The sequence below is a fragment of the Arthrobacter oryzae genome (assembly GCF_003634095.1).
GTDB classification, from domain to species: Bacteria; Actinomycetota; Actinomycetes; order Actinomycetales; family Micrococcaceae; genus Arthrobacter; species Arthrobacter oryzae.
Map to the genome: position 1 here is coordinate 24507 of NZ_RBIR01000012.1, position 18292 is coordinate 42798.

Here is an 18292-nt window from a genome sequence, read left to right on the forward strand (position 1 = left end):
GCGCTATGTAACTGGTAATAATGTATCCGCCATCACAGACATTTCATGCAACGGCACCAGCCCAAGTCCTACGATGCGCTCAGTGCAGAGTTTCTCTGACTGCTACGCCATTCCTCGAATGCCGTCATCGATAGTTTCTGCACTCGTGCCAGCAAGTCCTCCGGCGTTTGTGAAAGGTCAATGGGGTACTCGACAACCGAAACATCTGAGTTTCTGATACATCGGGTTCGGGCCCGCCCCGGCCCGGCGTAGACCAGCCAGGCCGTCTGAACACCCAGCGCCGTGCAGTAAGCCAACATCTGATAATGATCAGCATTTGGATAAGCGCCGGACGATGAAGCCGCCTTGTACTTCGCATCGAACACCATGGCCGGCGTGCCAGCGACGGAATGCACGATGTCTACATACATCCGCACCCGGTCGCCGCTCCGGCCTGCAGGCTCCGCCTCGTCGAGGAACGCCGGGTATTGCCCGACTGTCTCCCCCTGATATCTGTCCAGCGCCTCCTTCAACGCCGTCGTCAGAAAGTCCTCAAACACCGTCGCCATGTTCACGACGAACGAGGCCACGGAGTGGCGACCCAGCCCCGCTTCCGCCGACATGTTTCGGAGAATGATTTCGGCCAGTCGTAGAGCCGGGACATACCGCTCGTTTAGCCGGGATTCGGCCCAGACGGGCAATGCGGCGCCAAAGCGTAGCTCTGACACTCCGTCCAACTTTGAATCCAAGTGGGCCAACCTCCAACGCACATCGTTGGAGAGCCTAGGCACCTGCATCATGAGCCGTACGGCAGCCCGCAGGATTCGGTTTTCCGGGATATCCACGGTGAAGTCGTCGTAGGCGACCTCCAAGGGCAGGAGCATCCCGGGGCGGCGGGTCATCTGGTCACCCACACGGATCCGCCCTCGGACTGTCCGGAGGGCATCCTCAACGTGGACGTATCCACTGAGCGCACCGCGTTCCAGCGCCCGCAACCCCTGGCGGGCCAGGGATTCGCCAAGGGCGGCGAACAGGTCGGTGTCTTCGATGCCCGCAACGTCTTCCGGACGGAAGCCCGGGTTCGCGGCGTAGCCGAGCAGGAACAGCAGCCGGCTGAGACCGACCTTCTGTTTTGGCGTGACCTCGACTAGAAGGTTCCCCACCTGGACAGCCCCCACAGTTCCCGCGGGGAGCACCGTCCACAATCCACCGTGAGCAGGCAGTACCGTCACCAGCCCGGTGTCCCGGAGCGTCGCGGCGACTTCCGGATCCAGCTCAACTGCATCAGCCGAACTTTGCAGCTCGTCGAGGACGATGGAGCTGAGCATCAGGAGGACGTGTCTTCCGAATCCGTCAACAGCCGCTCGAGTTCCTCGGCGCCCCCACCATCCAGCACCTGCTCGACAGACACCAAAGAAAGGTCCACCGGCCCAACCGCGCGCGCCGCCTTTCGCCTCATCGCCGCCAGCCCGAACTTCTCCCTCACCTGGCCCCGTTTCAGGCGCCCAAAATACTGCTCTTCGAGCAGCGGCAACAGCTCGTACTTCCAGATTTCCTCGAGCCCCTCATCGGTCTCAGCGTGGGGCTTCATGAAGTAGGACGGCCCGATCATGAGATCACGGTTTGTCTCCTCAATCTCGCCGTTCAAGGCATTCAGCAGTTCTGCCCGCAAAGTAGGCTTTCCGTTCGCCTTGAGGAAGCGTTCCAGCAACCCCGAAATCATGCCCTCCTGCGGGTGCAACTCAATGAACGCAAATCGACGCCGAATGGCCGCGTCCACCATCGCGATGGACCTGTCGGAGGTGTTCATCGTGCCGATGATGAACAGGTTGGGCGGCAGGGCGAAGACCTTCTCCGGGTTGTACTGGAGATTGATGCCCTCGTTGCGGTACTCCAGCAGGTAATACAGCTCGCCGAAGATCTTGGCGAGGTTGCCGCGGTTCATCTCATCGATGATCAGAAAATATGGCTTATCGCGGTTGCCTTCAGATGCCGCCTCGTCGGCGATACGTCGCAGCGGCCCCGCTTCGAGGCTGAATGCCACGTTTCCGTCCTGGCTTTTCGCCGGCCGGTAGCCCTCGAAAAAGTCTTCGTAGGCGTAGGAAGGGTGGAACTGGACCGTCTTGACGTGGTCGGAGTGCTCCTCCCCCGCCAGGAACTTGGCGATGGCCGTTCCCAGAAAGGTCTTGCCGGTTCCGGGAGGTCCGTAAAATACGATCTGCTGCCGGGTCTGGAGGAGCCGGATCACTTCCTGCAAGTGTTCCTGGTCCACGTGCAGCTTTCGTGCCAGTTCTGGCGTGGCTTTCTTCAGGTGGGGTACGACGGCGATTTGCGGCACGGGTGCCACAACTTCCGTCTCGTTGTCGGGGTCAGCTTCCACACCGAACCAGGCTGTGATGATGGAAAGTGCTTCGGTAAGGTCCACGACTGACCCTTGCTCGGCCAGCAGCCGCGGCAGGGGCGCGGGCGTGTCTTCATTGCTGATCGGCGTCTTCTGCCACGCGACCGCGCGTCGCAAGCGGGATGTCGCGTCCTCGACGTAGTTGGCCTCCCCGGTCACGACCCCTAGATAGAGACCGTCTTCGAAGGCGGTGAGGACGAAGTCGTCCACTTTCATGATGCTGAGGAAGCGATGGTATTCCATGGCACGGAGTTTGCGCTCCGAATATTCGATGTGCTGGTAGCCCTTATTGACGGCCGCCTGTATTTGGCCCAAGTTCGATCCTGGCGTGGGTGACCCAAGGTGTTGCGCGGGGGTGGACACGAACCCGTCCTCAAGCCACGGATGCAGCATGGCCGTCCCCGCCTGGCTCTGCCTTACCAGCCACGCCCGCTGTCCGGAGTCCTCCGCGCCTGCCCGCCACTGGCTTAGATAAGGCTCGCTGTACCATTCCACGAATTCATTCGAGCTGCCCTGTTGGACGAGCCGAATGGCATGGAGGTCTTTGGCAACGGCGGCCTCGTCGTCGTTTCGACCCGTTGCACCGCCGATGACGCCTGCAAATGCATGCCAAATCTCTGTCCGGTGGTCCCGCTTTACAACAGGGGGCAAGTATCCCGGCCACGCGATGTAGTCCACGCTGTAACGGATCATGGGGCGGTCATCCGGGACTGACTGGGTTACGTCGCGGAACGCCCAAGGATCCGAAAGTGCGGCTTCAATCAGAGTCATTGGTTGTGTCGCTACATGCTCAACAAGCCGAGAGAGCCATTTCATGTGCTCTGCGACTTGAATGTTGAATCCGACACCACCGTGGAACGCACCTTCGGCGCCCAAGCCCTCTTGAAGCGCCGGAGGTAGCGGCACCTCGTCGTGTTCGATCCAGGAAAGGATCTTCTCGATCCTGGCGATCTTTGTTTTGGCGCCTACGTTCGACAGAGGCAGTACCTGCAGGTACGCCAGTTCCGCCGCCAAGAGGACAACGCCACGGCTGGCACCTTGCAGCTGTCGTTCGAACTTCGCCATGAAAGTTCCGGGGCCGACGTCGAGCTCGCTTCTTCTTACCAGCTCGCGAGCGTTCTCAACGGTCCACGTTGGCGTTGCGCCGTCGATGGCGGAAGGCGCGCTGCGAAATCCGCTCTCGAGGATCAGCCGCCCTGCAGCTTCGAGCTGGGGAGCTATCGTGGCAGCGGGAGTGCTGAGATCGATCTCGGCAGCCGCGACCTTGTCCCCGCGCCATTTACGGAAGTTCACCGCGTTCTGGGAGGCCCAATGGTCCGTCGGGTCGGCGTTCATAACCGTCCACATGATGCCCTGGGCTTCCAAGCGGTCAAAGTTACCGAGGCCCGCAAGGGCCAGCTCCGACCGGAACTGGTCCAGGACGTCCAAGAACGCGTCATAGCGTCCTTGCGGAGTCCGTACGGCGTCTTTGTAGTCAAAACCGATGATGTTCCAGAACAGTCGGACCGCTTCGGGACGGTACGGCGGGAACTCGGTCGGATCCACAGCCATGAGCAGGACAGAACCCACGCCGGTGGCGATACCGTCTGAAAGCTCCCGAGAGTTCAGCTCTTTCAGACCGGCTACCAAGGCATTCAGCTTCACTGTTTCGGGCTCACCCGACCAAAACCGCGTCAACAGTGTGCGCAGGTTCTGCGCCCAGACCTCATCCAGCTTGTCCATGGCACCAATGGTTCTGTAATTGACGAGGTTCGTCGTCCGCAGGGCCCGAATGAAGTGCGAGTGCCATCCAGGATCCCCAGCCAGCAGTTCGTCCCGAACTACCGCAAGCTTCGCCGCCAGTACTCGCTTGTAGTCATTCTCTTCCGCCGCGAGGTCAACGGTCTCGATGAACTTGCCGGCAAACTCGATGAACTGAGTCCAGTTCAAGTTCCGTGTCATGCGGACATCTCCTTGGCGGGGTGGCGGGGGCCTTGGCCGGGCGGCGGGGTAAGCGTCGATTCAAAGGCGACACCGGTCTTGATGGCGTCCTGCATGGCGTCGTAGGCGTCGAGAATGAGGCGTTTGGTACGGTACTCGCCGAACTCAACTTCGTCATTCCTCTTGCTAATGGGGAATCTCTCCATGGCATAGTCGATCTCGTCACGATCGAACCCATACAGAACGAAGAAGCCGGCATCCAATTCGGCGCGCAATTGGGACCTGCGCTGCTCGTCCCACTTGAAGGGCTCCTCGCCCGGGTTCGCTAGGCTCCAGGTCGTGAAAATCAGTTCGTTCGCTCTTGCTGCCGTCCAAGATCCGACACTCTCGCGAGCGTCCCAAGTACACAGCTCATCGAAAATCGAAGGTGGAAGAACCGGCAATTGATAAGCAATAAAGAAGTTGAGGTTCGATCCTCCGACTTTTGGCCTAGCCGCAAAATCCAGGGCAAATGAATTCAGCACAGCCGAGAGGATACTTGCGGATCCCTTACGAACAGTCAACCTCGGGCAGCTGTTGCCAAAAGCCACGCGAGGAGCAATTGACGAGATGATTGTACGCTCATTAGTGCTATTTGTTATGCCACGAATACCCAGGGTGGTTGCAGTGTCCGGCACGCTGGCTGTCTGGATGGCCTTTTCCACTTCAGCCTCAGCCACCCAGCTGTTGGGGAGAACATCAAATCTGGCGTCACGCTTCCGTGCTGGATCAACTTCTCGGGTCTTTCCGTTTTCGTATGTCGCCCAACGGTGATCGAATTGGTGGATCATCTTTGCCTCATAGAGCGGCAGCATTTTCTCGAGCTGGCCACTTGAAGTGCGCTCAAAGGTGTTGCCATCAAGAACCCAACCTCCGCTCTCCAACTGTTCTCGCGTGTGAAACAGATGTGAGTCGGAGGTCATGTTGAACAGACCCTGCATGAATGAAACGCCCCACGGATTCCCGCCAACTGAGTCGTTCTCGTCGATGAGGACCGGAACCCGTCGGTATATCGCGAGAGTGATCTCTACATCACGGCGAGTTCGGAAGATTGGTAGCGTCCCCGTGTTCGGGTTGAGGAGCTTGATCTCTTCCGGACTGAGTTCGAACGAGGATACCGATACATCGGCCGGATCGTGCAAGAAGAATGCGAAGGAGGCCACTTCTTCCTTAGCCACTCGACCAGCGATGGTCAAAAGACAAAACTTATAGCGAGAATCGACACCGACAAATAGCGGCGCCCGATTTTCGAAATCGTATAGGGCCGCGATAGTGGAGGTCTCAACAAGATCCTTGAAGAAGAACTGAGTGGTGTGGTCCGTAGCAATACCTGTCGGTACAATGATCCCGGTTCGCCCCATCGGATGTGTCATCGATCGGAAGAGCTCGGCAAAGAGAGGGTCTGTCTTGACTCTTCCCCGGCCACAGAGAGGGTAGCGCCCGGAATTTGAGGCGAAGTGACGGACTCCATCAATCTCCCGTTTACGCGCTCGAAATTCTCGGTCGAGAATCGGATCTAGTTCAAATAACTCCTCGATGAGCTTCTTACGCTTGGCCCCTGCCGCCGCTGCAATCTTGGGGCTATGAGCGGCAAAGAACTCCCGTTCCTTTAGCTCAATGTGTTCCCAAGGCGGGTTGCCGAGCATGCAGGAGAAACCTCCGGGCCAGCCCTCGACGCCGACGTCTTCTCCGAATTCAGGGTCACCGAAGACTTCCGGGAATTCCAAGTGCCAGTGGAAGAAACGGTACTCATCAGCCAGCTGGCGGATCCGCGCGACCGTCCCGGCGTACCCGGCGGAAATGCCGGAGTCGCCCAGCTGCCGAACGATGGACGAGGTGGGTGGCTCGGCCTCGCCAGCTTTCAGGGGCCACACGAACGCCGCGCACCAGGCGTCCGCGTGGAGCCTCTTCTGCTCCATGTCCGCGGAGTGGTCGAAGGCGTCGTAGGCCTTGGCTCGGGACCGGGCCTCCTCGGCGCTCGCCACGGGTTTGACCAGTTCGCGGCGCTGGCTGATCATCTGCGCCACAGCCGACTGCGTGCCGCCGAAGCTGAAGGCGTCCTGCCCGAGTGAACCAAAGAGCCTGTCCGCTTTCCTCGTGTTCTCGGCTTTGTTCCGCTTTTTGGCCTCCGCCGCAAACGTCTTGTCGTCGCCTTCCAGAACGGTGAAGGCCCCCTCCGGTACGCCGCCGGCGAGCAGCGCAGGCGTTGTTCCCAACAGGCTGTTGCCGATTTTGATCCGGGCGTCCAGGAAGCCCAGCGGTTTCCCGGGTTGCATGGCTTCCAGCCACAGGGACACCTTGGCAAGTTCGGCGGCGAGGTCATTCATGTCCACGCCGTAGATGCAGCGTTCCACCACGTCATGCAGTGCGCTCTGCACCTCGCCGGGTGTGGGCTCGTTATCGCCGGCGCGCACCTCGGCCAGGCGGCGGGCAATCCGGCGGGCGGCGGCCACCAGAAAGCCGCCGGAGCCGGAGGCAGGATCGCACACGGTCAGCGCAAGAAGCCGGGCCTCGGCGTCGTCTGGTCCTGTCGCACCATTCACGGCCTGGTCCAGCAGCGGGTCCAAGGCGGTGTCCAATAGCGCGGACACCAGACTTGGGGGGGTGTAGTAGGAGCCGGTGGTCTTGCGCTCGTTCCCGGCCAGATGCGCAAGTTCAAAGGACCGCGTCTCGGTATCGACGCGGGGTACCAATTCCAGCAAAGATTCGTAAACGGAGCCTAGTTCCTCGGCCCCGAGATGTCGGTAGTCCACGGGCTGCAGACGGCCGGTCTTTCCAGCCACCCAGCCCAGACCGCGGATGGCCTTGAGGAAGTCCTGGTTTGCCAACTCTGCACCTAGCAAAAGGTCCCCATGCGGTTGCCCGGCCAGACGAGCGGCGCGGGGATCGGGATCAAAAAGTCCGCCCAGTGCCGGCAGACCGACTACACCGAGACCGTCGCCGCCCAGGGCGCCCAACACGAGTTTCTGGGTACGCCACAGGTCCGGGTGCGGGCCTCCGTCGCGGGTGCGCGACATCTTCCGCAGCCTCTGTGTCGAGAAATAGGTCTCGTAGCGGTGGCGGGCCTCGGTGGTCGCCGCCGGATCGAGGAGAGCGCCGCGATCCTCCACTACGAACAGGAACAGCAGGCGGTAGGCAGTGCGAAGGAGTGCCTTGTGGAAGTCGCGATGGCTTAGATCCCCGGAATGCAGGGCATCCACGAGCCAGCGGTTGTCCGGGTGACGCAGAAAGCCCGAGCCCAGGAAGCCCAGAGCTTTCTCGACGCCCGCGCCCAGCTTGTCGAGGGCACGAGCTCCGGCCTCGACGGATTCACCGCGCCAGAGTTCCAGCCAGCAGTCAGACGGGGGCGCTTCGGATCCGCCGCGCTTGTCCAGCCGGGACTGGTGGCAGAGTTGCCAGAACAGCTGGAATTCGGAATAGAGATCCGACTCGAAGATGATCTCGAGATCGAACTCGATGTATGCGGAGCCTGCCAGCGCGGTGGAGTCCCGCAGGAGGCGGAGCCTGAGGCCGTTGCTGAGAATGGCCCAGAGGTAAGTGTCCTCACGGTTCAGGAATTCCTGCATCATCGCCTGGGGCGCGCGCCGGGCCGCACCTTCAATCTTCGGGGTGCGCTTGTCCAGGTCCACGCCAGGGCCAAGCAAGTGGATGGGCACGGACTCCCAACGGTGCGAGATGGGGTACGCCTCGCCGCCGATCGTCAGGCCGCCGGGGGTCGCCGGAACCTGCCCATAGCCGAGTTCGCGAAGTAGCACCAGAAGCCACTTCTGTCGGGCATCACCAGTGCCGGCACCTTGCCCGTCCGGGCGTTTGGCGGCGTCCGATTCGCGCCAGGCGCGCCAGGCACCCTGAAGGTACATCCATGTCCGTGAGGCCGCGTCACGGACCGTTTCAGTGCCGGCAAGGTGGAAACTGACCGGAGCCATGCTCCTGGCATCATTGACTTCCCCGGCCTGGATGCGCCCCAGCAACGAGGGGGGAACAACTCCTCCGACGACGGTGATGGCTTGGAATGCCGCGCTCATTTGGTGCCTCCGGCCGGGCTGTAGACGTAGACGCCCAGGATGTCTGCGGGAAGATTCGGTTCGACCGTGAGGCCACGGATGCCGAGCTGGCCGGCACGATCGCCACGAGCGGCGATCCTGACCTCTCTGTGGGCATCACGGATCTGCTCGGCCACGTCTCGGGCTTTCTGCTCGAGTTGGTCCTTCAGTTGGTCCAGAGATCCGAGGATGGCGGCCATCATGTTGGTGACATCGCCGGCATTCGCGTCCGGTCTGGCATGGAGCAGCGCTTCGACGGCATCTTCCGGGAGCCAGACGGGGTTCTGCGGCATGCCGGTGAAGGCCAGGACACGGGCCTCCTCTGCCATGTCTGTCTTGTCGCCGAGCCGCACGGGAAGCACCAGCTTGGTGCGGAAGCGGACCAGGAGGGCCACGGTAAGTTTGTCCACCGCACTGGTTTTGATGAAGCCGCAGCGGCGGGCCGGGCGTTCCTTGCCCATGAGTTGCGCGTCCAGGGCGGAGTTCAGGACATAGTTTGCCGCTGCAGCGACGACGGGGTCCGTCCGTACCAGCACGGAGGTGTGGTGCGGGGCCGGGAAGTCGTTGACGAAGCGGATCTTGGAATCCGAGCCCAGGGCGTTGCGGATGCCCGGCACAGCCGCTGTCAGCTCGGCCACAAGCCCATCGGGGGTGGTATCGACGTGAGCGCCCGTCTCTTCGAGGGCTGCTTTCACAAAGGCCGCGACATCGTCGGGGTCGCCCAGGCTGCGCCGGGCTGCGTCTACCACTTTCTGAACTTCTTCCGGGCGTATGGCATTCTGCGCGAAGCGGGAGCGGCTGAGCTTCTCCTGTTCCGCGCTGCTTCGCCAGTCAGCATCCAGTTCCTCAGCTTCTGGGGTGAGGCTGAACAGCTCCAGCTGATCGCCGTTCTTGCCGCGCATCATGATGCCTTCCAGGAGCGCGGACAGGATCTGATCGCTGCGCGGCGGTACGGGTACGCTGATGCCCAGGTCCCGTCGAATGCTCTCATGCTTGCGCAGCAGAACATCCAGCACGATGCCGTCAATTCCGTTGTCATCGCCGTAGATGGTGAGGGCGCGGACGGTATCCGAGAGCTGTCCGAATCGGTCCACCCGCCCTTCGCGCTGTTCGTGGCGGGTGGGGTTCCAGGCGAGGTCATAGTGAATTACGGCTTGGAACCCGTCCTGCAGGTTCACGCCCTCGGACAGGCAGTCCGTGGCCACCAGCACCTTCGGAGTGTCGCCGGCGCGTTCCGCCTGCGCGGCGATGCGCGCGGCACGTTCCTCTGAGGGCAGCTCGCCGGTGACTACCTCGACGTCGAACTTCCTCTTCCCAACTTCCCGCAGGTACTCCGAGACGTAGTGTGCGGTTGGGATGAAGCGGCAAAAAACGATGGGCTGGAAGCCCTCGGCAATGAGCGCTCGGATGCGCTTGACCAAGAGCTGAAGCTTGGCGTCCTGCCCGGGGTTGGCCTGAAGCTCCCCCGCTGTCTTGAGGAACGAATTAAGCTGACGTCTTTCCCACGATGTTTCATCCAAGGCATCCGGCCGGGAGCCGGGCACGACGTCGATGCCTTCGCCGCCGTCGTCCTCCACCTGGTCCATCACCACTGCCATGCCGCGCTTCTCGGCGGCGACGTCCGATTCAGCACCTTCAGCGACAGCACGGGTGTTCAGGGTAGCGGCAGCGGACGCAGGCGAGGATGCCATGGCACGCAGCAAGGACAGCGCGGACCACCAGCGGATGCGTTGGTCGCGTTTGCTGCCGGAGGTGTCCTGCACCTGGCCGCGGACGTAGTTCAGGACGGCGTCGAAGAATGCCCGGTGCTCCGGCGAGAGCTTGTAGGCGACCTCGACTGTCTGCCGGTCGCTGGGAAACTTGGTGTCAGACTTCAGGTAGCTGCGGATGTCCACGCGGCGGCGCTGGACCATATGGTCCGCGAGTTTGCGGCGGCCCGCCTCGGTAGAGAGGTCCACGGTCTTAAGGCTGTTATCCAGCAGGCCGATCAGGTTGCGGAAGGCACCGTCGTTGCCGCTGTGCGGCGTTGCCGTCACCAGCACGAGGTGACGGCCCGGGTCATCGGCCAGTCCCCGCACCAGCTCGTACCGCTGCGTGCGGCCGACGCCGCCCTTACCGGAGTCATCGGCGGTGACGCCGTGGGCCTCGTCCACAATCACTAGGTCTGGTGCGGTCCGCATGAAGTCGTGGCGCTTGGACTCGGACTTGATGAAGTCAGTGGAAACGATCGTGTGTTTGAAATACTCAAAGATGGACTTGTCGTAGCCGGCTTCCCTCTGCAGCCGCTTCACTGTCCCTGGCAGGACCAGCTCGGCGTCAATACCAAACTTCTCCGAAAGTTCCTGCTTCCACTGCTGGGCCAGGCTCGGCGGGCATAGGACAGCGAGACCGCTGGCGTCGCCCTGAGCCAGGAGCTCCGAGGCGATCAGTCCAGCCTCGATGGTCTTGCCAATTCCCACATCGTCGGCGACCAGGAGGCGCACGACATCCTGGCGGAGCGCCAGCAGCAGTGGAACGAGCTGATACGGGCGCGGGCTCACATTCAACCCTGCCAGGGAACGGAACGGGCCACCGCTGGATCGGAACCCGATACGGAGCGCGTCGCGGAGCAGCCGGGCGCTGCGGTCATCGCCTAGGTCGGTTGCCAGCGGCAGACCGAAGGACGCCGGGTTCACTTCCTCGATGGAGGGGATGACTCCGGCGATGTCGTCCATAGTGCCGCCCAGGGGCTGGAGGACAAGGAAGTCGGGGGTGCTCTCGGGCAGAACTACCCATTCCCGGCCGCGGGCCGCTACCAGCGAGCCAACCGCAAAACTGTGCTCCGCTGTCGTACTTGTCACTCCACCACTCCAAATACGTTCGTGTGTCCACTAACAAATGCTTCAATGTCTTCGTCCTGACGGCACCTGATGACGTTCCAGTTGCCGTACGTCAGTGCCAGGTCATCGACGGGAGGTCTGGACACGTCCTCCACAATCACAGCGATGCCTACCGACAACTTAGCGGTGTAGACGAAGTCCACCACATTCCCCTCAATGCTGGGGCCGATTTCATCGGGTAGATTTCGCCCGTTCTGCAGCAGATAGTCCAACAGGCTTTGGGCCCGCGGGCTGACCACAGTTCCGGGAGGCATAACGTGCTTGGGTTTCGGCTTCGGTGCTGCGGCCACCGTGACAGCGCCGGCCAACTGCATCAGCCGGTCTATGACGAGCCTCCGGTCGATAATTTCGTGATCACGCTGATTGCCGTAGGACAACAGGCACCGGTAGCAGCCACGGACGCAGCTGTTTTCCATGTCGTTGCCCGTAGCGGCATCGACATGCAGAATTTCCAGCGCCTTGGCGGCGACCCTGGCCATGGCGTCCGGCTCGCTTTGCAGCCGGCGCAACACTCCGGCGCCGCCCTCCGCGGCCTCGATGAACAGCAGACGTCCCCGATCCTCACTGTCAGCCAAAAGCTCGCTGGAGAGCTCTGAGTCCTCCAGCTGGAACACCGCTTCGATGCCGCGTTCCATGGCGAACTGCAAGGTGGTTGCTTCTGCGGGCGTCACGTTCTCCGTCCAGCGGACGACGGCGATGTTGCGGCGGTCCTCAACGTAAGGCGTCACCATCTGCTTCTTCTTGGACTGTTCTACGGTCATGTCATCAGCGTCGGTGGCCTCACCGGCATTTCCGGTATCCGCGGCGGCCTTCTTTTCCGACAGCCATTCGCCCGTGATGAGGTCGAGCCAAAAGCCATGCCGATCCTGCTTGGCCCGGTTCCGTCGACCCAGGTTGGTCACCCGGACGGTGGCTCCGTCGCCGTAGTGCACTGCGCCGATGGTGGCGTCCCCGTTCAGCATCTGCGCATCGGAGCGGCCGGGCTTCTTACCGTGCGGTGCAAAGCGGTAGTTGGTGACCAGCTGGAATCCCTGGCGGTTGCGTTCCTCCTCGTCCGCGCTGATCCGCTCGCGGCGGCGCGTGATGACGGACTGCAACTGCATCAGGTTTGACCAGCTGCCGGCCAGCGGTTCGTTGCACGATTCGCAGATGTCGAGCCCGGCCTCGCGCTGATGCAGGTAACCACAGGCGACGCAGACACGGGCCTCACCGAGGACAACGTCTCCCACGCCCCCGCCGTCAGAATCCCGCGGCAGGCTGACGCGCTTGACCTGGTAGCGGGCGCCTTCGTGGTAAATCAGGGAGTCCGGTCCGAACTCGCTGATCGCCAGGAAACGCGAGCGTTGCAGCCACGTGCTGTTGTTGTCCTTGCCTCTTCTGATGCCAGGGATGAAGGCAGCCAATGGCAGCCGCGGGAACGAGTATCCCGGGAGGAAGCCCTCGGACGCCAAGTAACGCAGGGTGTAGAAGTCCGATTGGCCCTTTGATTCGCTGTCGTTGAGAAGGATTTCCAGGCGCTGCCCGGCTTCGCGGTGCCGGTTGGCCGCCATTTCCCGTTGCTTGGAATCCGTGGAGTGGTCCTGGCTGGCTCGGTGTGCAGCGTCTTGCTCGGTGATGGCGCTCCGGTAGAGCTGTCGCCATCTCTCACAGGCCTGATCGAAGTTGGCCAGAGCGGCGTCAATGACGGCATCGGACCATGATTCAGTCCACCACGATGTTTCCTTCAATTCCCCTTCGATGCTCCGCAGGAGGACCTCTGCCGATGCCTTGGCGCGTTTCGCGGCCTGTTCATCAGCTAGGACAGATTTGATTCCGGGCTGAAGGGGGTAGCTCTTGTCTTCAAGCTTGAGGAGACCGCTCATGGACTTACCCAGACCCGAGCTGGTTGCGGCGAGGGCTTCCGCGAGCCAGATGGCGTGGACGTGTGACCTGATCAGGTCTTCGTTGGCGAAGTCCAACCGCGGCGGCTGGACCTGACCGGAAACCATGAGGTTCGAGCGTTCGAAGTAGTAGGAGTCGTGAGGGCTGCCGGTGGCGCAGTAGGTCAGGACCAGGGCCGGCTGGCCCGAGCGCCCCGCACGGCCGCTGCGCTGGGCGTAGTTTGCCGGCGTCGGCGGAACGTTGCGCATCGCCACCGCATTGAGGTCGGCGATGTCGACGCCCAGCTCCATGGTTGGAGAACAGAACAGCAGCGGAAGTTCTGCTTCGCGGAACGCCTGTTCCCTGGCTTCCCGGTCTTCTGCACGTACCTGGGCAGTGTGCTCCGCCGCCTTGAGGCCGGCCAGCTCCTCTCCTTGCTCTAGGTACAGGTCCTTGAAGAACTGGATAACGCGGGGCTTCTGGTCTGCATGATATGTGCGGCGGAGCAAATCGGGGGCGCCGTATTCGCCGTCGCCCTTCCTCAAAACCATGCTGGACAGTTTGAGACGGTAGCCGGAGACCTTGCCTTCGACGACCTCCGCAATAAAGCCCGTCTCGAGCAGAATTTTGAAAAGCGAAGCGATGACTTCGTCCACCTCGGCGCGTTTGAGCTTGTTGCTGGGTGAAGCTGTCTTGGCTAGCCATCGGCCAAACGTTCCGTAAGAGGTCACGGGAAGAGTCGTCCGGTAAGCCAACTTCTTGGGCTCCGTGGTCACGAGCCCGACGCTGGCAGCAGATTCTTGCTCTGGCAAAGCCCAAATACCCGTCAGGAATTCGCGGCTGCGGTTCTTGACGCGGTCCAGCCAGTCCGCTGTGAGTTCCTCGGCGTCGATGGCAAGAACGCGGCGGAACTCATCCAGCAGGACCCGGATAATCTCCTCTCGCTTGCCGGGGTCCGCGTCCCGGAGCACGTAGTGAGCTTTTTCCCAGCGGCGCTCTTGTTCCGCCAGGTTCTTGGCGAGGGGGTAGTCCACTACCAGGAGACCTGTCTGTTCAAGGTTGGGCAGGGTGATCCGCCACCCGCGTTGCAGGTCGCGCAGAGCACGGTAGGTCACGACTTCGTTCAGGGCCCGCTTGGTCGGTTTGGGGTCCAGCGGGTCTTCGGTCCGCGCATAGTCGGACCATGCCAGGCTGAGTGTCTTGATGATCGCATCACCCAGCTCCATCGCGTCGACTCCGTCATCCCCGGCCGAAGCGACTGCGCGGTAGAGGGCAGAACGAAGCTGAGCCACTTGGACGAAGTCGTTCAAGTGGCCGGCCTGGAGGGACGCGTCCTGTCTGTTGTCCACGAAAGTCAGCAGTTTCTTAGCGCGCGGACTCAAGTCGCTGCCGACCTCTGACTTCAATAACTGCACGAGCTTCGTTGCGATCACGGTCATCGCGCTGCTGCGGCCCTCTTGGTCGAGCGTCACAACCTTGGAGAATTCACCGCTCCGGGCGGATTCATAGGTGACCTGGCAGTTCAGGCAGAAACCAAGGCTTCCCGGGACCCACGCGGCGAGCTGGCCATCGTCCTGGGTGTACTCGTTATCTCGGGCAGCTGCGCCGTCAGGCTGGACGCGGTAGCGCGACGGAATCCGCTTGCGTTTGGACTCGATGACTCGATTCCCAGACACCGCCTCGTTGAGCCAGGAGGCGGGGATACGGCCCGCCTCAATGGCCTGTTCCGGCCATTCCTGCTCAGTGGAGATGTACAGATACCCGTCCTGGCCATTGTCCGGGCCGCCGGTATCCTGCATTTTCAGTTCGTGCCGGGCGATGAAACGGAAGTCGCCCCCGGCCTCCGTCAACCGTGCCATCAGGTATTCCTGACCGCACTCGCGACAAAACGCGAGGGGATAAAGCCGCTTCTCCGCGTCTCCGACGGTCAACTGGAAGTCGGTCTCGATGAGCCTCGTGTCCTCAGACTCCGCCGTGGCATAGAGGGACCCGGCCTTGGAAATAAACTGATGAAGGCGGAAGGCGAACAGCGGGCGGTTGGTCTCAGCGTGCTTCGCCTTCGAACCCGCAAGGAGAGTCGCGCGGATAGCGGTGGCGCAACTGCCTGCTGTTTCCCCGGTCTGCTTAGCCAGTTTCTTTGCGGCATGGGTAACGGTCTGTGGTTGTCCGCGGATGATCTTGCCGGATTCCGGCTCCTTTGTGAGGCCAAACGTGTCCTCAATCCAGGATGCCAGCGGATCGGACGCCATCAGCGTGTACCCGCCGTCCAGCGTCGGGCTGCTGTACTCAGCATCACCGCGTTCTCGCACAGCGGCCTTCAGATCCTGATCCGATCGGTGCTGGTTAGTGGTCGCTTGGACCAAGGTCTCGGTCACCACGTGGTCCGGTGAAACAACGGTTCCAAAAATCCGGGAAGCGACCTCGGCAACGTCCCTCTGCTGCTGGGCCACAGTTCCACCACTCGACATCGTGGCGGACGTGCCAATGCACTGCAGGGTGCTCTGGGCGTTACAAGCGTCCCGCAAGCGGCGTACGAGCATGGCAACATCGGCGCCCTGCCGGCCACGGTAAGTGTGTAGCTCGTCCAGAACCAGGAACTGCAATCCGGAGGCCGCTCGGATGAGCGACTGCCGCTCCTCCGGGCGCGTCAGGACGTATTCGAGCATCACGTAATTCGTCAGCAGGATGTCCGGTGGGTTCTTCAGAATGTTCTCGCGGGCCTCGCCACGTTCCTGGCCGGTGTAGCGAGCAAACGTGACAGGCGGCTTTCCATCAAATCCATGCTCAAGGAACTTCGCCAGCTCCTCCATCTGGCTGTTGGCCAAGGCGTTCATCGGGTAAACGATGATGGCTTTGACTCCCTTGCCCGTCCCTTCGCGGAGCACACGGTCCACAATCGGGACTATGTACGCAAGTGATTTGCCGGAGCCCGTGCCGGTTGTAAGGACGTATGAATCCTTCTTGGCGGCGATTTCAATGGCATCGCGCTGATGCTTGTGCAGCGTGATAGGCGCCGAGCCCCGGTCGCTGGCGTCCCTCTTGGGCCTGAAAATGACATCGCAATCGGGGTGAAGGAGCCCACGTCGGACGAGCTCGTCTATGCGGCCGCCGGAGCTGAACGAGGGATTCAGGGACAGCCAAGGGTCGGGCCACTGCCGTCCCTTGTCTCCGAGCTCGACGACGGCATCCTTGATCCGCGGGTCCTGGATGTCAACGAAGCCTTCCGTGAAAGACCGGTAGCCGGCGATCAGCTTTTCACGAATTCCGAACGCATCCACGCGTGCTCCCCCTGTTGACAAGACCTTTGATAGCTACAGCGAAGTTTAGCCGGGCGGCCGGCCCAACTTCCTTCCCGGCGCTCGCACTTCCTCAGAAGACACGATTCGTCTTGGTCTCTGGCACGCCACGCGCGGATTAGTGTTTCGATCATGACGACACTGAAGGTTGGCGGGGCATCTGTTGAACTCGACGAGGCAAAGGGGTGGGCGCGTACGTACTTAGTCGAGAGGCCCCGAACGTCCGCGTACCCTGCCTACGACGGATATCCAGGTTCACTAGGCGATTCGGTAGGGCCGCAGGACCTACTGGCCGTTGCTCTCCTCAACGTCTCCAACAATCCGATCCCCGTTTACTACGGGCTTGAAAGTCTCGTGGCTCCGATCAACGAGCGACTGGAAGATCCTGCCATCGACGGCGACCTCGCGAGTGCCGGCGCCGAAACGCTGGAGGCGATCGTCCGCCTCCTTGGAGTGCTTGAAACCACTCCAGCAAGGTACGTCCGGCTCACCACGCTCTCGAAAGTCCTGCACCGGAAGCGCCCGGACCTCCTTCCATTGTTCGACGACAACATTCGCTATTGCTATAGCGAATGTGAAGGCGCGCCGGTGCCGTACGAAGACGGCCGAAGCCACAGCGCCTACCGGTTGGCTTGGCTCAAGGCCGTGCAGGAGGATCTTGCGACCCAGCTCCCCCTTTGGAAGGAGATTGCCGCGATTGCCCCGGGCCCGAAAATCACCCCACTTCGAGCGCTGGATATCATCGGTTGGGAACTGGGGAAGCGGCGGAACTAGCAGGTTCGTGAGTTCGGGGGCGCTCCACGTCGGTAAGCTCACAAGTAAAGCAACGTAGTCGTGGTCAGCATGGCTAGCCTCCTCACCCCCACCTTGCCGTCGCATCCGGCAGAAAAGTCGTTCGAAACGGAGCCTTCAGTCATGCCCCTGCCTCAATGGCACGAGTTCATCCTGCCCATCCTCGATGTGTTGCAGGATGGCAAAGTCAGAACCATCAAGGAGATCCGAGACGGCGTCCTCAACCGCGTATCGATGACCGATGATGAACTTGCCGAACTCATTCCCTCAGGACAGGAGCGTTGGTACAACCGGATGAACTGGGCACTATCCCACTCCTTCAACGCCGGCATCCTGCTTCGACCGGCACGGGCGACCTACCAGACGACTGATGAGGGCAAGCGGCTGGTCGAACTGGCGCAGCCCGTTACGCCAAAGACCCTTGAACGCTATCCGAAGTACCAGCAGTTCCTGGGACGTACCAGCCAAAAAACGGAAGCCAGCGGGCCAACCATCTCGACGGCGGCCACGGAAGAAGCCATCTCCAGCGAAACACCTACAGATATTCTCGACCGCGCCAGTCAGCAACTAAATCAAAGCCTCGCTAACGATATCTACCAACAACTGCTGATTCTGGAGCCTGCAACTTTCGAGCGCCTCATCAGACAGTTCATCGTCCAATTGGGATACGGCGTGAATAAGATGGACGGCCTGGCCGCAAAGTTGCACTCTGCCGACAAAGGAATAGATGGCATAGTCTGGCAAGACGCACTTGGCCTAGACAGGGTCTACCTGCAGGCGAAAAGGTACTCAGAAGACAACAAAGTTAGCGGTCCCGAAGTCAGAGGATTCAGCGGCGCACTCGACCAGCACCGCGCCACCAAGGGAATCTTCATTACGACGTCTTCCTTTACCCCGGATGCTCTTCAGGTTCCCCGCGAAGTAGTGAGCAAAACGCTGCTTCTCATCGACGGACTACGGTTGGCGGAGCTAATGGTTCAGTACGGCGTTGGAGTGCAAGTCGAGCGTAATATCGCAGTCAAGAAAGTTGACCAAGACTTCTTTGAGAATATCTAGATCCCCAGCCCCAAAAGGAAGCCATGA

At 61.3% G+C, this 18292-nt stretch carries 7 protein-coding genes; 2 read left to right on the top strand and 5 right to left on the bottom strand.

What is annotated here, in order from left to right:
• Window positions 1–68 precede the first annotated feature (68 nt).
• Genes C8D78_RS18435 through C8D78_RS18455 form a run of 5 tightly spaced genes read right to left on the bottom strand, consistent with a single transcriptional unit; the run spans window position 69 to window position 16399 of the window.
• Window positions 69–1307: an McrC family protein gene (locus C8D78_RS18435; protein WP_120955319.1), complete on the bottom strand. Its 1239-nt coding sequence runs from the start codon at window positions 1305–1307 to the stop codon at window positions 69–71.
• On the bottom strand, window positions 1307–4321 hold the full coding sequence (locus C8D78_RS18440; protein WP_120955320.1) for an McrB family protein: 3015 nt from the start codon (window positions 4319–4321) through the stop codon (window positions 1307–1309). The genes C8D78_RS18435 and C8D78_RS18440 overlap by 1 nt, the downstream gene beginning before the upstream one ends.
• A complete protein-coding gene (locus C8D78_RS18445) occupies window positions 4318–8364 on the bottom strand; it encodes an Eco57I restriction-modification methylase domain-containing protein (protein ID WP_120955321.1) in 4047 nt (1348 codons plus the stop codon). The genes C8D78_RS18440 and C8D78_RS18445 overlap by 4 nt, the downstream gene beginning before the upstream one ends.
• Window positions 8361–11222, bottom strand: a complete 2862-nt coding sequence (locus tag C8D78_RS18450) for a helicase-related protein (protein WP_120955322.1) — start codon at window positions 11220–11222, stop codon at window positions 8361–8363. The genes C8D78_RS18445 and C8D78_RS18450 overlap by 4 nt, the downstream gene beginning before the upstream one ends.
• Complete coding sequence (locus tag C8D78_RS18455) at window positions 11219–16399, bottom strand: DEAD/DEAH box helicase (protein WP_120955323.1); 5181 nt, start codon at window positions 16397–16399, stop codon at window positions 11219–11221. The genes C8D78_RS18450 and C8D78_RS18455 overlap by 4 nt, the downstream gene beginning before the upstream one ends.
• 150 nt (window positions 16400–16549) lie before the next feature.
• On the opposite strand from C8D78_RS18455, the gene C8D78_RS18460 reads away from it, so the two are divergent.
• On the top strand, window positions 16550–17191 hold the full coding sequence (locus C8D78_RS18460) for a DUF6308 family protein (protein WP_147429655.1): 642 nt from the start codon (window positions 16550–16552) through the stop codon (window positions 17189–17191).
• 69 nt (window positions 17192–17260) lie between these two features.
• The gene (locus C8D78_RS18465) at window positions 17261–18265 is read left to right on the top strand and encodes a restriction endonuclease (RefSeq protein WP_167467964.1); all 1005 of its coding nucleotides are present in this window, start codon (window positions 17261–17263) and stop codon (window positions 18263–18265) included.
• Window positions 18266–18292 lie beyond the last annotated feature (27 nt).